Below are 17,626 nucleotides of genomic sequence, written 5' to 3' on the forward strand. Positions count from 1 at the left end.
TTTACTCAAGATTTTCTTGGAATTTTCAAGATTATCTATCAGAATCCCTCTTAAGCCCGACTTTCTAGGTTTTTATCGCCAGTCAAATTGCACTGGCAACAAAATGGAGCCGACAAGAATCATCCCATCGGCTCCACTGATGTTTACTTACCTTGCCACAGCCGCTTCAGTGCCCGGCTCCACCTTCGTGATGATAAGCTTGTTATCCTCACATTTAACCATCACAGGATCTCCTGCTTCAAATCCTAGCTGTTTAAGCCACACGCCTTTGATTCTGAGCATCGGGAAGGAATTTCTCCCATAGTCACTGCATTCACCAACTGTCATAGGTCTATATTTTTTCTTTTTGTCATAGTTTGCCTCCATTCGTTACAACAAATATGTCAGATGGTCAGTCTGAGGCTGACACAGTACCTGACATCAGATTTTCAGTTATGAGATTTTAGAAGGCGCCATCTTTCATCTCTGTTCGTCCATTTTTAAGGTCAAATAAAAAGGACTATGCCGCAAAAGCCTTTATTTCCGAGCTTTCTCGGGTTAGTCCTATTATCGCATAGTCATCAATAACAACGTATTGAAAATAATCAGGTGCAAAGTAATCCTCACATAAATATCTGGGATTGCCCGGTTAATATTACCAGGTTCAATAAACTCAAGTTTTATTTGACCGCTATTTATGAAGTTCAATAAATGCGCTAATCCCAAGAGCTATTATCGAAATTGCCAGGATGCCTGCCATAATAAAAACATTAGGTTTCTTGCTTCCATATTCGATTTTGTTTTTGAGAATGACTATAGCAATTATGAAAAAGAAAAATGCGCAAAATGCAATAATCATCATAAATATTTTTAAATTCGGAAATACTATCCCATATACGAAAACCATTAATAATCCGGTCACCAAAGTAATCAGTGTCCATTTTATATATTTGCTGTGAATAGTACTCTTAATTTGCATATACATACAAAAGATAAAGTAATAATCCAAGAACATCAGTCCTGTTGTATTAAATATAGACTGCTCATTACCCGAGAGTACATCATATAGTACAAAAGTAATTCCTAAGACACTAACTCCCAATAGTAAAGTCAAGCAGATAACTACTGCAATTAAAGGTTCTCGATATTTACTTATTCGCTTATTTTCAGCATCTATACGCTCTTGCTCATGATATCTTTGTACAGCTGATCTGTACTCACTTATCTTATTTTCAGTCAAAGCAATTAACTTTTTGGCTTTTTTATTATCAGGATCGATCTCTAATATTTTATTCAGTATCTCTATAACTTTTTTGTACTCAGCGTCAGTTACTGCTTTGTTAAATTCCATTACAGCTGCGTTGTATAGTGATAGTATTACCTTTGGCTTCGTTGCTTCTAAAAGTTTTGCTTCCTGCTCACTGACCAGCTCTAGTATTTTTTCTTTTGATAGATCGTCTGCATATCGTAGAAACTTATCAAAATTAGAACTCATTCTCCATGGCTTGCCAATATATGATCTTGCTTCTTCTATATTTCTGATATTGTACTCTGCAAGTAATTTACACAGATACGCATATGCAAACTTAGGGTCTATATCCAGAATTTTCTCACAGTACTCATCTGCCTTATCCCATTCGCTATCCTGCAGAAATATATTCACCCTTTCAAGCAACGAATCTATTGATGGCTTATTCGATATATGGGGCAAAGTCTGCATAGTATCGCAGTATTCACATTCTACGATTGTCTCTTTACCTTTTATATGAAGCGGTGCACCGCACATCTTGCATTTGAATACAGGCATATTGGTATCCTCTGTCGTATCATCTGCTGGCGATAGATACGAAAAACTGCTATACGACGTCTTATCGATATTATCGGAATGATAAGCTTCTTTTTTATGCCTCATTAGGGCAACTAAAAACAGCCCTTTTCAGAGCTGTTTTCACATTTTTTATAACGCTGTTCCCATAAATTATCAAGCATCAGTCCCCTATCTGTAATCAAAAATCAAAATACTGCGGAAAATCCTCCCTAAAGAGCATTGTTAGCGTTTTTGCCAATTCCATTGGAACCGCTTCGTATGGTTGATGGTAGTAGTAATCCTCGTGGTCATCATACCTCCTAGCTGTATATGGACGTTTTATGATCTTTCGTAGAATTCGCCATTGCAAATATTCCAATCGGCAGTCTTTATGCCATTTTGTACCGGGATGACCGGTGAATCATCCATATGAGCTCTGGCATTACACTCAAACGTCTTCTTTCCAACACGTTCAAGGCATGCGCATCCTCTGCATCCTCTCTCAAACGCAATTATATTTCCCATATTATTCCTTTCCTTCTGCAATCATAGGCCTTAAACCGGTTGCATTTCGTCTATATCAAAGCCTTTACTTACTCGCTTAAATACGTGGTCTATAACTCCATCTTCTGTACTGTATGGCTTAAATACGCCTTTGAAATCATAATCTGAATTCTCATCATCAGAAGCAAATACTAAATGAAGCTTACCATCAGTCTTTTCAATAGGTACATCTTTCAATGCCATCTCAATTATCATCGCATTATCTGCATCCTGATACCAAATGTTGATTCTTCCATTATTAGACGTTGATATCCAGCCACCTGTTGGTCTTTGTTTGGACAGATGCAAATACCAAATATCATAATCTCCATAGTGCCAAATGGAACTCTGATCGTTTCCATCAACATTGAACTCTTTTCTAACATCCTTTTTTGTAAATTTACTTGGTGCCATTACAATATTTTCACTCATTCCTATATCCTCCTAATATTTCGGAAATCTGTCTCTTATTCTTGAATATATCTGCCGCCATGTGTTTCACCCTGGCAGATATTTTTTTAGGGATTTACATGGTCTTTTCGTCCACACTATACTGTTTTAAGAAAGAGAGACCTCACAAATCATCTTTGTGATGAAGCAATCATATCAATTGCCAGATGATAAAAAAAGGTAGATTAGTATTTCTACCTAAATCTACCTTTTCTACCTATTTTTCATCTCCTTTGAACACTTCAGGAAATCTTTTCTTCATAATCAATCGTAAAGTATATGCGAATTCTCTGGCAATGATTTCAAAGGGTGCACAATCAGGAAATTGTCTATATGAACTTAATTCCTGGCATCTATTATCACACCTTTCCAAAGCATAGGAATCAAATTCTGGCATATCTTCAAATAACATATGCATTAATTTATCTGGATCTTCAATCGATTCTTCCACTCCAATATCCTCAAGTGTATCCGTAGGATAACAATATAGCGATTCATAAAAATCTACTGATTGAAGAAGCTGATTAACCTCATTCCAATCTTTAGGAATATTCATCGTCGGTGAATAACAACTTGCAATATAGCGCAATTCTGTTATAGTCTTTCGTAAATTAAAATAATTCTGGTCACTCAATGAAATTGATTCAACATCCAAGCATCGGTACATTTCTAAAATATATCGATGCATTTCTTCTTGGGGATTATCAAAATAATGAACAGCTTTAGAATCCTGCTCTGTCCCAATAAACCAGTATATAAAATCAATCATTAAGCGATACATGTCTTTTATTATTTCTGACTCTGATGTATCTGAAATGTTAAAATTAAAATCCTTTCCATTTCTTAAGCTTTCTGTTTTTGCTATTAAATTTGAATAATCTACACCCATAGCATTAGCCAAGGATTTTATTAAGTCTATATCGCCAGGTCCGTTATCACCTTTATACCATTTCTTTACTGATTCACTGGAAATACCTATCTTCTCTGCAAGTTCGATATAAATATCATCAAGTGATTGTTTTTTACCATCATTTTTCCTGTTATCTTGTAGTTCTTTAACTTGCTCTCTGAACTTTATATGTGAGAACGAAACAATGTTCCCTCCATCATTAAAGGATCTAAATGATTTGCTAATGGCCATTTATAGTGAGTCTCCTTGCATTCATAGTACATATGGTTTTGTTATTTCATTTAGAGAATACTTTTAATATAGTTTCTAAAATCTGCTTCTTATCTGCATTTTCAGAAACATCTTTCAATGCTTCTGTAATTTTTTCTATAAATGACTTTGTTAACTTCTCTTCTAGAAGTTTCCTAACCCAGTCGATATCTGATAATGTCTTATTACCCATATATATCTGTTCGAAAACATATGATGCGCCTTCTCCAAGAGAGAAAACTATTCCGCCTGCAATGAGTGCATTTACAACTGCTGCGCCAATATTAATTCCGGGAATCGTTTTCAACGCACCAGCAATAGTCTTGCCTGCCAAGGATAGAGTACCAACTTCCACTATTGTATCTAGCATTTTCTTGGATTTTTCACTTTTCTTAATTCCCCAAATTTTAGCAATAGATTCAATTTCCAAGGCTTCTGTCGGACCTAAAATCGCAGCATCAGAAAGTGGCAATGTAACTCCTCCAACTGCAATCCCTGCTAATGTTGCAGCACTAACAACAGCATGTGATAGAGCTCTTCTTCTTAAAATGTTATATTCCTTAACATCCTTATCTGCTGCCTTAAATCCTTCCGGAAGAAGATTATTAGTAAGTTCTATCAACTCTGTAATTCCTTCTGGTGGGGCATATATGCCTTCTCTAATAACATATGGTGCTGCAACCACAGGAATAATATCATTTAGCCTATTGGTGAATTTCTTCTTTGCAGCAAAAGCTGCTCTTACCATTTTCTTGTTTTCTTCGCGTTCCGGTTCAGAATAGGACTTTGTTATAACGACCACAATAGGAACATTCTTCCATATACTTGTGGCATTCATCAGCGAATCAATTGTTTTTTTGAACAATTTCGAAGATGTTCCATCTACACAGAACCAGATTATATTTATGCGTGAATCTTCTTGTCCTTCTTTAGTTGCGTCTTTTGACCACTTTTTTACAGCGTTAACAGCTTTCATTTCTTTAAGCAGCCCAGGCTCAAAGCCTATAGTATCAATCAATCGAAAGGATATATCTTTATTTTCATAGATTTCCAATTTGGTCGTAGTACCACTTATTCCTCTTCCTGTAATAGCTTTCTTTTCAGCATTTTCACCTAATACAGCATTGATCAGTGTTGACTTTCCTACTCCTGAATTACCTATAACAAGAACATTTCCCTTATCCATTTCAGCCTCCTGTGCTAAGAATTGCTAATCACCTGTTATAAGAGACGTTACCATTATGTATCCATCACTCGCAGTAGATATAACTGTATCGCTAAAGTCTGACCACTTCTCTTGGATATTCAATGATGCAATAGTATCAGTCGCAATACTTGTAGCGGTTACAACTTGCGTCGGAATGATAGCTTCAAAACCGCCGCCATCAACGATATCCAATACTGCTTCCTTCCCAATCGTATATCCTATAGCAGCTATCATTCCACCTGCCATACATCCAGCCATCATAGCAAGTTTAGTTCCTGGTAATATTGCCAGTAATAGCGCACTTGTTGGTAACGCCAAAAGCATTACCATGGCACGGTCTACCATCATATTTCCATATTCATCAGCTGTTATTTGGCCTTGAGATAATTCATAGCCATGAATAGCTGCTTCTATCATAAGAAAAGTTAATGTAGCAACAATATTTGGATTTGCTTCTTGCAAAGCAGCGCCAAACGTTCCAGCTTGACATAATACGGTAACTATTCGACAGATGGAACCTTCAACAAAGCCTTCTGATCCTGCAATAGCAGCTTCAATACCCTGCTCTTTCAATGCATCCTCATCAAGACTTCCAGTAATTGCCGCTTCCTTAAGTATTGAATATATATCAGGTCCCACGGTCAATACTGTATTTATTACTGCAACTTCTACTCCTGTTCCTATAGCCATCTTTACCACGTACTTGGGGCTTATAACAGTTGACAAGTTTACTCCAAAATCTTCAGGTTTAAATTCTCCGTTTTTAGAAACTTCGGCAATAGCTTGAATTTCCTCATATGTTAATGGTTTCGATTCAGTACCATCTGGAGCTCTTAGTCTATCCCTTAGCAAAGATAATGTTTCTTTATAAACACTAGCCTGAGCCTCTGTCATATCACTAGGAACAGAAACTCCGTCAATCTTTCCTTGTAGATATTGCGTGGCAACTTCCAATTGGTCGGAAGGTATTATTCTGGTCATTCCCTCATAAACAGAAGCCAAAAGTGCCTCATGTTCCATTCCTGAATCATATCCATGTTTATCTAAGTATTCTTTTAAAGAAATAGGGTTATCGGATTTAGCTTGATACTCTTTGTAAATCGTCATTATGGTTTTAGCCTGAGCTGATGCACTTCCTGATGCCTCCTGATAATATTTTAAGCTTGCATTTTCATCATAAGTAGTTACAACATCGGCAGAACCAAGAGCTGTACTGTTGGGTGTCTCTGCTCTATAGGAAGATCCACTGGCTACCGCATTAATATTAAATGTATCTGCTGCCCACTGTTCGGCAAGAAATCCTGCTTCTTGTGCTGTTCCTCGCATAGATCCAACCGCTGCATTCATATCAGTCTTCAATGTTGAAATAGCAGCTTCAACATTTGCTACATACTCACTAGACATTATTGCTGCGAACTGTGCACCCAGAAATTCTGCAGAATAGTCCCAGCCATCTTTAAATTTTGAAAAATCCAAATTTGAATACCAATTCACTATAGAATCTTTGGTATTCTCAGCAGTTGTTATCACAGTTTCTTTTGCTGATTCAAATGAACAGCTTACTAAGCTTATACTTACACAGGTAGCCAATGAGGTAGAAATGATTTTTTTAAGCAATCCTTGCATATAATGCACTCCTATTTTATGGTTCCTATTTTTGAGACATTCCAATTCTTATCGATAATATCGGATAGAATAGATTCTATATTTATGTATATTGGGCCACTAAAAAACAGCTCTATTGAGCTGTTTTTTATATTATCGTTTTTCTTTCTTTATTTATAAACCATATTCTTCCTCTAGAAACTCATTATAAGCTTCAGCTTTCAAAATATCATTAAGCTCTTCCTCTTCATGAGAAGGTAACTCAAATTCAAGTTTCTCAATTTCATGTAAATCTCCAACAAATGTATTCACATAAAAACCGCAATTTGCGCAGTGTAGGCGATCCAACCCTAATACTGGAATAGGATTAGGAAATATACTAGCTTTTTCATTATCATCTGAAGCGGCCTCTTCATATGTGTAATCAACAACAGTTTCAACTTCTAATAACGCATTTTCTGAGCAGCATGGACACCTGCGAAACTCTTCTTCTACCCAATCACATTCTCTAATCTTAATTATTTCTTTTTGCTTTTCTATCTTTTCTATATCCCAGGCACTCATTCTTCCATATATACCAAATTCGTTCCTATTGGGACGACTTCTTGCAATTTCCTTAAATAAAGCTATCTGTCGATAATCAATTTTATCTTTTTCGCCTTTTATCAAAGGTTTTATCAAATCTGTAACCTTATCATCACTTCCATACATGTTGTTATATGTACTATACTCCTCCAGCTCTAATAACTCATTTATGAACGGGAGAATTCTGGTACACATAAGTTCATCAAGTACTGTGTACTTGATAATTCTCTTACCACGATGTGCAGTACTATTACGCATCTGATTTATAAGATCTAATTCAGCTTTATGATTAGTTAAGATTCTTGCAATATCAATATCTTCCGACTCTATTTGTTTAATTTTAAACAAATAGATCAACCTGTTCTCAGCCTCTGAAAATTCTATTGAATTTCTGGTAAATTGTGACTCTTTAATCTCTATGTCTAATACATTATCGCAATAGCAATCCGTCTCATTAGAATACTTTACTATAAGCAACGGATTCTTATTTTCAAGTATTCTTTTCATTTCCAATTCAAAAAAATGCTGTAAATGCATCCAGATGTTAATAGATGCCTTGATAAATGCTGGAAGTGATTTCACTTTTTCATTAATTGTATCAGGATCTACCGTTTCATTAGATAAGCAATTCTTTACTATCTGATATGTTGAAAAGTACGAATTAAGCGCAATATTAAGAGAATAATATGCAGATCCATGATCCTTATCTTTTATTACATCAAAATACTCGTCCTTTTTTAAAAAGCCATTTATATCCATTATCAGTCCTCCCTATAGCTAGATAATATACCCCATCTATTTTTCGAGAATTGTTCAGTTCAATAAAGCTAATCATTACTTTTTTCTAAAATCATATCTTTCTTTATCAATTCATAATAATAATCTTCTGAAAGCTGTTTCTGTATATAGTTTCCAGCATAGCTAGCAATAATATTTATTACAACCAGTCCCAAAAACTCTGGACTTAATATTGAAGTTCCTGACGATTCTGTTGGAAAATCACTTGTAATATAAACAACATATGTAACAAATAATACAGAAACTATAGGAACCATAATGATCTGCCACCTAGGATTCACATGATAAAGCGGCAACAGCTTAAGGAATCTCTCCTTACTCATTTCTTCAGAACATTCCTTTTCCAGAACTACATCCCATAATTCTTTCTGCTCTTTTAGAATTTCTTCTGTTCGCTTGGTTTCACTTTCTGTTTTCATGAATTTCTTATGTACAAATGCAAACACACCCAAGACAGCAAGTGCGATGAGACTTAAGCAAAAAGATATTTGCAAAAGTTTTGTATAACCCAAGTATAAAGCTACCCCACCTAATACCCAAGACACAAGTTCAACAACCAAACATATAATAACCGCTGGATCAAAAATCCTGAGCAAAAATGAATTATGTATTTTTTTTGCTCTCTCTATTTCCTGTTTGGCATTCTTTTCTTTATACCGTTTTAACTGCTCCTTAACTTGCTTACTATAGCTTTTCCTTACCCTACGCCATATTTTCTTAACCATTGCCTTTTCGTTTTTGGGTTTTTGAATGTTTTTTGGAAGTATTTTCTTGATGCCCTTATATTGGTCATGAAGAAAAATCGTTATACTCTTGAATATAGCCTCTACATCTGCTTTCGCTTCTGCTAATCTATCTTTTATAGTTTTATCTTTCTCAATTTCTTTTATTTTTCTGATTTGAGCAACTGTATCTTTCCAGTTTTGGTCAAAGCCATCATATTGCAATAATTCTTTTTGACATAGATTAGTGATATCATAAAGAATTCTTTGAGAATCTTGTTTTAAAATAGCATCTTTGGAGCAAACAACTCTGTAATCATCTAATCTGTAATGAATATATATTTTTTCGCTTTCATCCTTACTTTCATCCGTACTTTTATCCTTGCTTTCATTACTCTTCTCACCATTAAATTCAAAATAATAAAGTGCAATACTATTTATGTTTGTATCATCAAGGTAATGCAAAATCGTACATGTCCCAATCAGCACGCAAATTGTATAAACAATCATAAAGCTCAGGGACACTTCCTTAATTGGATAACATACTAAAAGAGATACAATGTAAAATGATTCCCAAAATGTCAAAATGTCACTTCTACCGGTATCTTTAAGCTTATGCATATGGAAAAAAACAACAGCAATTGCCAAAATTAGTATAAAGACTAATAAAATCAACCTTGCCCCTATAGCTTTTTCAACAGATGAATACGCTGCTGTAAGTATTATAAGTGTAACTATAAAAACTACAGCATACATTATTAAACTAAAAGCTATAGTGAATAATTTTTTTATTTTCCTTTCAAAAGAAGTCATAAATGTGGAATCAAACCCATTCTTAAATACATTTAACGACCAATATATAATTGAACCCACAAAACCTGTCGATAACACTGATCCTGTCATAGATGATACGTCGATTGAATTTATCAAATCTATTAATGGCTTTATTGTAAAGGAAGGAAAGATATTGCCCAAATATAATAATCGTAGAATTAGTATAATTACTGCACTGATTACTATATGAAGAATTATAACTTTACGAACTTTCCGTTCACTCTTGAAATACTCCCACCAGATATATCTCTTAGATGGAATTCCCGCACCTGTAGCTCCTGTAACTTCCATACTTCAATCCTCCCACAATGATATGATTACTAATTCATAATTATACTATTCAAAGTATTTGTATAGAATAAGAATTTCATTGTTTTTTCGTTGTCTTCAGATTTTTTACAACTAAAAATGCCAGTGACCATAAATTACGGTTACTGGCATCAACACTGTTACTTGCGTCTATGCTTTTATTTGGTTATTTCAATATAGATCAAGAAGAGCACGAATATTATGTATATTATTAAATCTATTTTCCCACGATTAAATCCGGAATAGCCTTCGTAATAGTCTTTTCCCTCATAATGCTCATAGAAATATCTATTATCGTCACTATCGTATCTGTCTCGCTTGCTCATATCAGGATTCCCTTCCTTTAGTACTCATCATTCCAATAGTCTTCCGCTGCATCATAAGCTTCGTCTTCATCCTCGTAATTATCTTCGTAGTCGTAGAATTCTTCGTACTTGTCATCGGCGAAGTCCTGGGATGAATTGTAGTCTTTGGCATCATATGGATCATAGGCGCTGCCACTTGTGCTTTGCGTTTTGTCTTTTGCTTCTGACGCTGAAGTGCTTGGGGCTGCAGTACCTGTGCCGGTGCTGGATGTTTTTTCCCTGGAGTCTGTGATAGGTGGGGATGCGGGATTGCCACTCCTATCGGTAAGTGCGGTCAGGTGGCCATCTTTCAAGGTGTATTCATAGAATTCAACGCAGGTGTTATCCTGCTTTAAGGACACGGCCAGGTCACCATTATATACTATGCAATATTCGTATGAACTGCCATACAATGAGACCTGGACTTCTAATTTAGGGCGCCAGTAATGTCCGTAGTAATATATCTTCCTATCGCTATTTTCTTTTTTCTTATACATGTAAAAAAAGGTGCTGTCTTTGTATAGGTCATCTATGGCATCATCAATCTCTCGTGCCAGTAGAACGCACCTTTCGCATTTATCCATAAAGCTGTTATCTTCAAAGCCCTGGTTCATTTCGACTTGTACCCAGGCATTGATTATGAAGGGATTTTCTTCTCGATAGGTGCCATAGTCTATAGTGGTTGTGATATGGCTGATACCGTCTTTATTTACTTCCTGATACCAGGATTCACTTTTTATGCTGTCTGCGAGATTGCTATGGACGGTTCCTATTTCTTTTTCCCAATTTTTGGTATAGTGCTCACTTATATTGTCGAAGATTATTAGGAAAAGAATCATAAAGCAAAGAGGGAGCCGGGGGCTCCCTCTGGGGTATTGTACTATATCGTTGAGTGGTGTGCATATCGTATGTTATACATCACAAAACCATATACATAAATTTACAACTCAGATCATAATATGGTTTCAGTCTATCGTGTAATCTTTCTTCCGATTCATCATTCAGTCTTTTGAATCCATAATATTCATATCTTTTCATTAGATCATCATATGGTAATGCAAAAATATAAAGAATTTTCAAGCCTACGCTTTCAGAAGTTTGTTTTACTATTGGTAAAATGAAACTATTGAAAATAATAACTCCAATTCCCTTCAAATCTTTATGCCTACGTATGTATGCACTATTCACTGCAAAATTAGCAAGTTCTACCCCGGGAAGTGTATCAAAAGTAGTGATAGTCTCTTTCCCTTTGGTATCAGGATTAGTAATCTCAGTCTGCCTTTCATTTAATGATATCAATCCTGTCTTAAGTGAAAAATATCCAACCAATTCAGAAGAAATATTATCGCGCACAATATAAGTACGCATAATACCTGCTTCTTCCTCAGGAAAAGCAAAATGCTGGATATAATCTTTCAATCCAGCACCTTCTCTGCGTTCAATTGTAAAATTCATTATATCTTTTTCATCATTCTCTGACATACCAAGGTGATTGCAGTAGAGAAGTTCAGTTTGAAGTAGTCCCTTGAGCATTTTCTCTCTTCCTTATCTCAATCATTTCTTTTTCAAGTCTAGCAGCATCTTCTTGCAGCTTTGAATAATCCGGCTTAGGAGTCTCAAGTATTTCCTTAAATATTGCAATTCCTAAATCCGAAGGAAGATTGGTCATATTAGGTTTTCCGTATCTTGTGGAATATGCCATATTAAAAATATCCTTCCTAAATCTGCATGTACCATTATTCAGGTACAAAAATCTCACCCAAATCTGCTTTTTCAAGCACAAATAGGCAAGATCACAACTTATATTTCTACTTAAATTATACTATAAAAGCCGCTATTTGTAACTATTTGTACGCTAAAATTAATAGTACCAGATTCAATAAACTGTGCTGATCTTTACCTTTTTTCCTGAAAAGGCCACTCCTATCTTAACAATATCCGTTATGCCTTCCTCTTTCATCTCTGCATCGTATCTTTTTTCCTGTATCTGATCCAATGCGTCTGAAGATAACAGATCAAGCGCTTTATCATCCAAATCTTTATCCCATTTCAGTTCCATGATGATACCAGGTAGCTTTTTCTTTCTGGGAAACATACTGATATCGTACCTTCCATCACCGGACTCCCTATTGGAACGGATCTTATACTGATTATCCATTAGTGCTACAAGTCCAAGAGTGAGGTCATGATAGAAGCCTTCTGCACCGGCATCGTAAAAGCTTATGGTCTTTTGCATGTATTCGTCAATACCTTCTTGAAGCTTCGTAATATCTAGTGTGTACAGGCTCTCAGCGATCTTGTTAGCCGTTCCTCTGGTCACGACTCCTATCTGTATTAAGTGGGATAATATCTCACTCTTATAAACAGTAGCTATCTCTCGGTTGGGTATAGATACTTCGCAGAGCCATGTTCCGTCTCCCTGAAGTTCTTTACTCAGTGTCTTCAGATATCCTGCAACCAGGAGCAGGCTGTAAATATTCCCCGGGTCTTCTGTCAAAGATCTGTAAACGACATTCTGATCGATTCTTGCAATTACTTTTTCGCCCAGAATAAGCGCATTAAGTTTTTCCGTGATATCACTTGTAGCTACTTTTAGAACATCTTCAAGTACTTCATTCTTGCCGGTATTAACCCAATATGCCTGAGGCAGACAACCTTTCGACAGATAATTGATAACAGACCAGGGATTATATATTTCCTTATTTCCAAAGAGATATCCGTCATACCATTCCTTAAGTTCCTCTTCTTTATCCGAAAAACCATAAGTCTTAAGCATCTCTTTTACTTCAGTGTCTGTGAAGCCAAAAAAGCCATCATATTCATCATCCATAACGCTGTTAACTGTAAGATTGTTCAGACCACTGAAAATGCTCTCTTGCGCAATCCTTAATATTCCGGTCAAAAATCCATACGACAGGTAACGATTGTCCTTAAACGCTCCGGAAAAAAAGTTTCTCATAAATCCTATGATCTCGTCATAGAATGCTTTGGAATATCCTTCCTGTATGGGTGTATCATACTCATCGATGATTATAATAGGGGCTTTTCCGTAATGCGCTGCCAGCATCTTTGACAATTTCTGTAAAGACGCAGATAGTTCAACCTCACTCACCTGCCCGCTCAATACTTTTTCAAAATAATCTTTCTCATATTTTTCGATCTTATCGCTATTTTTCAGTACAGAGTGTCTTCCAAACTCATCTTGTACAAGTTCGACGATCTTAGAAAAAGTATCTTCCCAGGAATCAAATTTTACATCCTTAAAAGTCAGAAAGATCACAGGGTATTTGCCCTGATGCTCCCTATACTGCGGGCCGCATTTCCATATAGCTTTATCAACAAAGTACTTGCTTGTATCTTCATCAGAAATTTCAAAGAAAACGCGAAGCATGTCCATGTTCAGGGTTTTTCCAAATCGTCTGGGACGGGTAAACAAAGATACCAAAGCTTTTTTATCAAGAAAATCTCGTATCAGTAGTGTCTTGTCAACATAGTAGTATTCAGACTGTGCGCGGATATAATCCGAAATACCAACCGGAAGGGGCTTGAGTTCTTCCTTCACTTCTGTTCTTACATATTCGCCTGTACTAATGCGATTATCAGATGGTTTCTTTGCATTATCCGGAATCTGCCACTGCCTTCCAACTTTCTTTGCACCTTTTATCTTGCCATCTATACAAAGTTTTGCTACTCTACGTTCTGATATTCCCCATATTTCTGATATCTCTTTGCATGTTTTCATGGAAATGCTCCTCATTCTTTTATTGTCATCACGGTTAAAGATGTGGGTTTTCTCGCTAATATGGATTATTAATAATTATATTATAAATATTATTCGGAACATCGTCAAACAAATATCGACATTATTCGGAACAATGCCAAAGTATTTTCGATATTGTTCCGAATAATGTCGATGTTTATTTGATATTGTTCTAGCAAGATATAAAAATACGTCATTCATCCCTTTAAGTGAGATGAATGACGCTTTCTTGGAGGTAATCAGTTTTCACACTTTTTATCTTGAGCTTTAGAGTAAGATCAGATCCATCCATGGTCTTAGTTGATAGTACTAGGTTCAATAAACACAGCGAGTTTGGCTTTTTCTTTAAGGCACTGAAATCGCCAAACTTTGTCTTCAGCAAGCTTGGCCTTTTCTTTAGCAAGGTCAGCACTCCCGCACCTGTAGTTCCTGTAACTTCCATACTTCACCCCCAATGATATGATTACTTAGGCGTTTGTGAAACGCCTATTGAAATATATACTAGGGGGGTGTCAACGTCTATTTTGAATCGTTTACCATATCCCCATTACATGTTGCATCACAAGGCTTACAACTGTTATTCCGCCCCAGCAACATCCACCAAGCAGTATCGGCTTTCCACCGGATTTAATGAGCTTGATCACGTTGCTGTTCAGGCCTATAGCAGCCATGGCCATTACGATAAAGAACTTGCTAAGTTCTTTAAGAGGTATAAAAATATCCGAAGGTACTCCCATTTCCAAGCAAAGTGTTGTGATGATTGAAGCAAGAACAAAGAACACTATGAACATCGGGAATGCTCTCCTGAAGCTAAAACCGTTGGTGGTGCTTCCATCCTTTTTTGCTTCCTTTGCTCTCATATAAGCAAGAACCAGTGTAATCGGAATGATTGCTAATGTCCTTGTAAGCTTCACTGTAACTGCCTTGTCCAAAGTCTGACTACCCAGGTTCCACATGCTGTCCCATGTTGACGCAGCTGCGGTGACGGAAGAAGTATCATTAACTGCAGTTCCCGCAAAAATACCGAAAGCCTCTCCTGTTGTGATATCAAAACCTATAAGCTTTCCCAGCGAAGGAAAAAGAAGTGCTGCCAGCACGTTAAAGAAAAATATCACAGAAATTGCCTGTGCCACTTCATCATCATCCGCATCAATGACAGGAGCCGTAGCTGCAATTGCTGAGCCGCCACATATTGATGAGCCAACTCCGATAAGAGTAGCTGTGTTTCCTTTGATATTCATAACCTTATGAAGAATCCATGATAGGATAAGCGATGTTGAAATCGTGCAGATAATTATAGGAAGTGACTGTTTCCCGGTCTGAAGAACGACCGAAAGATTCATACCAAATCCAAGGAGGACAACAGCCTCCTGCAGAATTATCTTTGATGTAAACTTTATTCCATCAGCCGCCTTCCCCTTGTCATTCCAGAACAGGGCTATTATCATGCCCAGAATGATTGCAATCACCGCTCCGCCAACGACAGGGAAGCACTTTCCCAGGAGCCATGAAGGAACTGCAATAGTGAAGCATACTATTACTCCCATGTAATTCTTTTTCAAAAAATCCATCTCAAGACCTCTCTCTCTTTTTAATCTGTTCTTTCGCATGTCTTATTCTATTCTGTCTTTTGAAAAAGATAAAATTATATATTATTATATATCAATAAACATTTCTTATCGTTAGGGAGGACTGATTATGCTGGATTTCAGGATAGATACCTTTCTATGTGTTTGCAGGCACCTCAATTTCACCAAGGCGGCTAAGGAGCTGAATATTACTCAGCCCGCTGTTTCTCAGCACATACATCATCTTGAAAATGAATACGGGACAAAGCTGTTTACTCAGGATGGAAAAAAACTTTTTCTAACTGATAACGGAAAACTCCTGTATAAAAAAATGAATCAGATAAAAAATGATGATGAAAGTCTCAAAGAAATACTTTCAAAGAATAACCATGGCTTAAAAGACATCTCTTTTGGTGTCACCATGACCATAGGAGAATACATAATTGCTGATCCGATCAGTGATTACATAAAAAATCACCCGGATACTAATCTTAAGATTACATTTGGCAACACATCGGAGCTTCTTAAAAAACTCTCCGACGGTGTTATAGATTTTGCACTTGTAGAAGGATATTTCCCTGAAAATGATTATGAAACGCTGCTTTTTAGCAAAGAAGAGTTCGTTCCTGTCTGTTCGGCAAAGCACTCTTTCAATCAGAAGCCACGCGTGATAAAAGATCTCTTTCCCGAGCGAATTCTTATAAGAGAACCCGGTTCAGGAACGCGCAATATATTGGAAAGGGCTCTTGCCCTGAACAATTACTCCACAAGTGATTTTAGGCATTTTACCCAGGTGGAGAACATGCATGCCATAATAAGCCTTATTGAAAAAGATTGTGGCATCACCTTTTTATATAAAGCAGCGGTTGCATCAGGACTGCAGTCCGGATATCTGAAAACAATCCCCCTTGACGACTTTAGGGTAAAACATGATTTTACCTTCATCTGGCCCAAAGATACTGTTTTCAGTGAAGAGATCCGTGCAATATGTGAGGAAATACAACCTATAACTCATTCTGCATGAAGTTCATGTTCTTTTTCATAAAGCTTTTTATCCTGCCGTCTCATGAAAATCATCCGGGACAGAAAAAGAATCAAGCTACTTCCTACAAAAATCTGAATCGGATATGTGATTAGTACGCTTTCAGATATTATCATGCTCAGCATGGTAATAGCGCCAACCGGTGGCATATACATCTTAGTAAAATGAATAACAATAAGCATACCACTTGTAGCAACAATTGCTGAAATCGTAATAGGAAGCCCTATCCAAATAGCAAAGAAATATCTTGAAATCACACCAATTATGGCACACACAGTTATCACTGCCACCGTTTTGACTGGCATATTTCTTGTTTTGTTCCTTGGTCTGGAAAACTCAGTAAATGCCACAAGTAATGGAGGTGCCACAACAAATCTATAACCCGTTCTGAATGCAACACCGGCTATTACTGTCACACAAAGGATTCTAATGGAAGTATCTACCATATCGTCCCTGGAATTCAGCATCACAGGAACATATTCCTCATCTGCTCGGATTCCTTGAAATAGAAAAAGTTTATGAAACAATATTACAAGTAATGTCAGTACAAATGCAGCTATAGGATACACTATACTTGTAGTATGCATCATCACCGGGAGCACTATTGCTGAGACAAATGGTGCAAACGTGGTTCCTGAAAACATAAAGATTACCTGAGCGATTGTGAATGCCAAAATCACTTCGATATACGTATCAAACGGAACAAATCTTACAATGCACACTCCTATTATCGCACAGCCTGTTATCAGTGAAAGCATACGCTTTCCATTAACCTTCCAGCTTCTATTTTTTGCCACCATATATCCAACTGCTAATGCTGTTATCTCAGGAAATATAATCTCCTTCTCATTTAAAGTTTCTGCAAATAGTGTCATCAGCGCTACTAACAGAACTGTACAAGCGTATGGTATTAT

17 protein-coding genes are annotated in these 17,626 nt (G+C 36.6%); 1 reads left to right on the forward strand and 16 read right to left on the reverse strand.

Annotated features, from left to right (window positions below; all coding sequences use genetic code 11):
* Positions 1-147: 147 nt before the first annotated feature.
* The 15 genes from BMX21_RS19715 to BMX21_RS13330 all read right to left on the reverse strand — a co-directional run bounded on the left by BMX21_RS19715 (position 148) and on the right by BMX21_RS13330 (position 15,673).
* The gene (locus tag BMX21_RS19715; protein ID WP_092045162.1) at positions 148-366 is read right to left on the reverse strand and encodes a SymE family type I addiction module toxin; all 219 of its coding nucleotides are present in this window, start codon (positions 364-366) and stop codon (positions 148-150) included.
* Positions 367-670: 304 nt separating this feature from the next.
* Positions 671-1,786 carry a tetratricopeptide repeat protein gene (locus BMX21_RS13265; protein ID WP_092045166.1) on the reverse strand — a complete coding sequence of 372 codons (1,116 nt, stop codon included), beginning with the start codon at positions 1,784-1,786 and terminating at the stop codon, positions 671-673.
* Between the two features lie 339 nt (positions 1,787-2,125).
* The gene (locus BMX21_RS13270; protein WP_027207443.1) at positions 2,126-2,311 is read right to left on the reverse strand and encodes a hypothetical protein; all 186 of its coding nucleotides are present in this window, start codon (positions 2,309-2,311) and stop codon (positions 2,126-2,128) included.
* 30 nt (positions 2,312-2,341) lie between these two features.
* Positions 2,342-2,761: a hypothetical protein gene (locus BMX21_RS13275; RefSeq protein WP_092045169.1), complete on the reverse strand. Its 420-nt coding sequence runs from the start codon at positions 2,759-2,761 to the stop codon at positions 2,342-2,344.
* Positions 2,762-2,996: 235 nt separating this feature from the next.
* Positions 2,997-3,920, reverse strand: coding sequence for a helix-turn-helix domain-containing protein (locus tag BMX21_RS13280; protein WP_092045172.1), 924 nt, complete (start codon positions 3,918-3,920; stop codon positions 2,997-2,999).
* A gap of 46 nt (positions 3,921-3,966) precedes the next feature.
* A complete protein-coding gene (locus BMX21_RS13285) occupies positions 3,967-5,124 on the reverse strand; it encodes a GTPase (protein ID WP_092045176.1) in 1,158 nt (385 codons plus the stop codon).
* A 24-nt stretch (positions 5,125-5,148) separates the two neighbouring features.
* Positions 5,149-6,771, reverse strand: coding sequence for a hypothetical protein (locus BMX21_RS13290; protein ID WP_092045178.1), 1,623 nt, complete (start codon positions 6,769-6,771; stop codon positions 5,149-5,151).
* A 153-nt stretch (positions 6,772-6,924) separates the two neighbouring features.
* A complete protein-coding gene (locus tag BMX21_RS13295; protein WP_092045180.1) occupies positions 6,925-8,094 on the reverse strand; it encodes a hypothetical protein in 1,170 nt (389 codons plus the stop codon).
* A gap of 68 nt (positions 8,095-8,162) precedes the next feature.
* Positions 8,163-9,980, reverse strand: coding sequence for a hypothetical protein (locus BMX21_RS13300; RefSeq protein ID WP_092045183.1), 1,818 nt, complete (start codon positions 9,978-9,980; stop codon positions 8,163-8,165).
* 361 nt (positions 9,981-10,341) lie between these two features.
* Entirely contained in the window at positions 10,342-11,181 is an 840-nt protein-coding gene (locus BMX21_RS13305) for a hypothetical protein (protein ID WP_092045186.1), read from the reverse strand.
* Positions 11,182-11,260: 79 nt separating this feature from the next.
* Positions 11,261-11,875, reverse strand: a complete 615-nt coding sequence (locus BMX21_RS13310; RefSeq protein WP_022755913.1) for a hypothetical protein — start codon at positions 11,873-11,875, stop codon at positions 11,261-11,263.
* A complete protein-coding gene (locus tag BMX21_RS13315; RefSeq protein ID WP_022755914.1) occupies positions 11,850-12,044 on the reverse strand; it encodes a hypothetical protein in 195 nt (64 codons plus the stop codon). The genes BMX21_RS13310 and BMX21_RS13315 overlap by 26 nt, the downstream gene beginning before the upstream one ends.
* A gap of 174 nt (positions 12,045-12,218) precedes the next feature.
* The gene (locus BMX21_RS13320; protein WP_092045188.1) at positions 12,219-14,084 is read right to left on the reverse strand and encodes an AAA family ATPase; all 1,866 of its coding nucleotides are present in this window, start codon (positions 14,082-14,084) and stop codon (positions 12,219-12,221) included.
* Between the two features lie 223 nt (positions 14,085-14,307).
* Positions 14,308-14,544 (reverse strand): hypothetical protein, encoded by a 237-nt coding sequence (locus tag BMX21_RS13325; protein ID WP_092045190.1) that lies wholly within the window; start codon positions 14,542-14,544, stop codon positions 14,308-14,310.
* Positions 14,545-14,635: 91 nt separating this feature from the next.
* Positions 14,636-15,673 (reverse strand): YeiH family protein, encoded by a 1,038-nt coding sequence (locus tag BMX21_RS13330; protein ID WP_092045192.1) that lies wholly within the window; start codon positions 15,671-15,673, stop codon positions 14,636-14,638.
* A gap of 127 nt (positions 15,674-15,800) precedes the next feature.
* Here BMX21_RS13330 and BMX21_RS13335 point away from each other — a divergent pair, with 127 nt between their 5' ends.
* Positions 15,801-16,694, forward strand: coding sequence for a LysR family transcriptional regulator (locus BMX21_RS13335; RefSeq protein WP_092045194.1), 894 nt, complete (start codon positions 15,801-15,803; stop codon positions 16,692-16,694).
* On the opposite strand, the gene BMX21_RS13340 is transcribed toward BMX21_RS13335, so the two are convergent.
* The gene (locus tag BMX21_RS13340; protein ID WP_092045196.1) at positions 16,682-17,587 is read right to left on the reverse strand and encodes a hypothetical protein; all 906 of its coding nucleotides are present in this window, start codon (positions 17,585-17,587) and stop codon (positions 16,682-16,684) included. The genes BMX21_RS13335 and BMX21_RS13340 overlap by 13 nt on opposite strands.
* Between the last annotated feature and the right edge of the window lie 39 nt (positions 17,588-17,626).

It is taken from the genome of Butyrivibrio sp. TB (genome assembly GCF_900110805.1).
GTDB lineage: Bacteria > Bacillota > Clostridia > Lachnospirales > Lachnospiraceae > Butyrivibrio > Butyrivibrio fibrisolvens_C.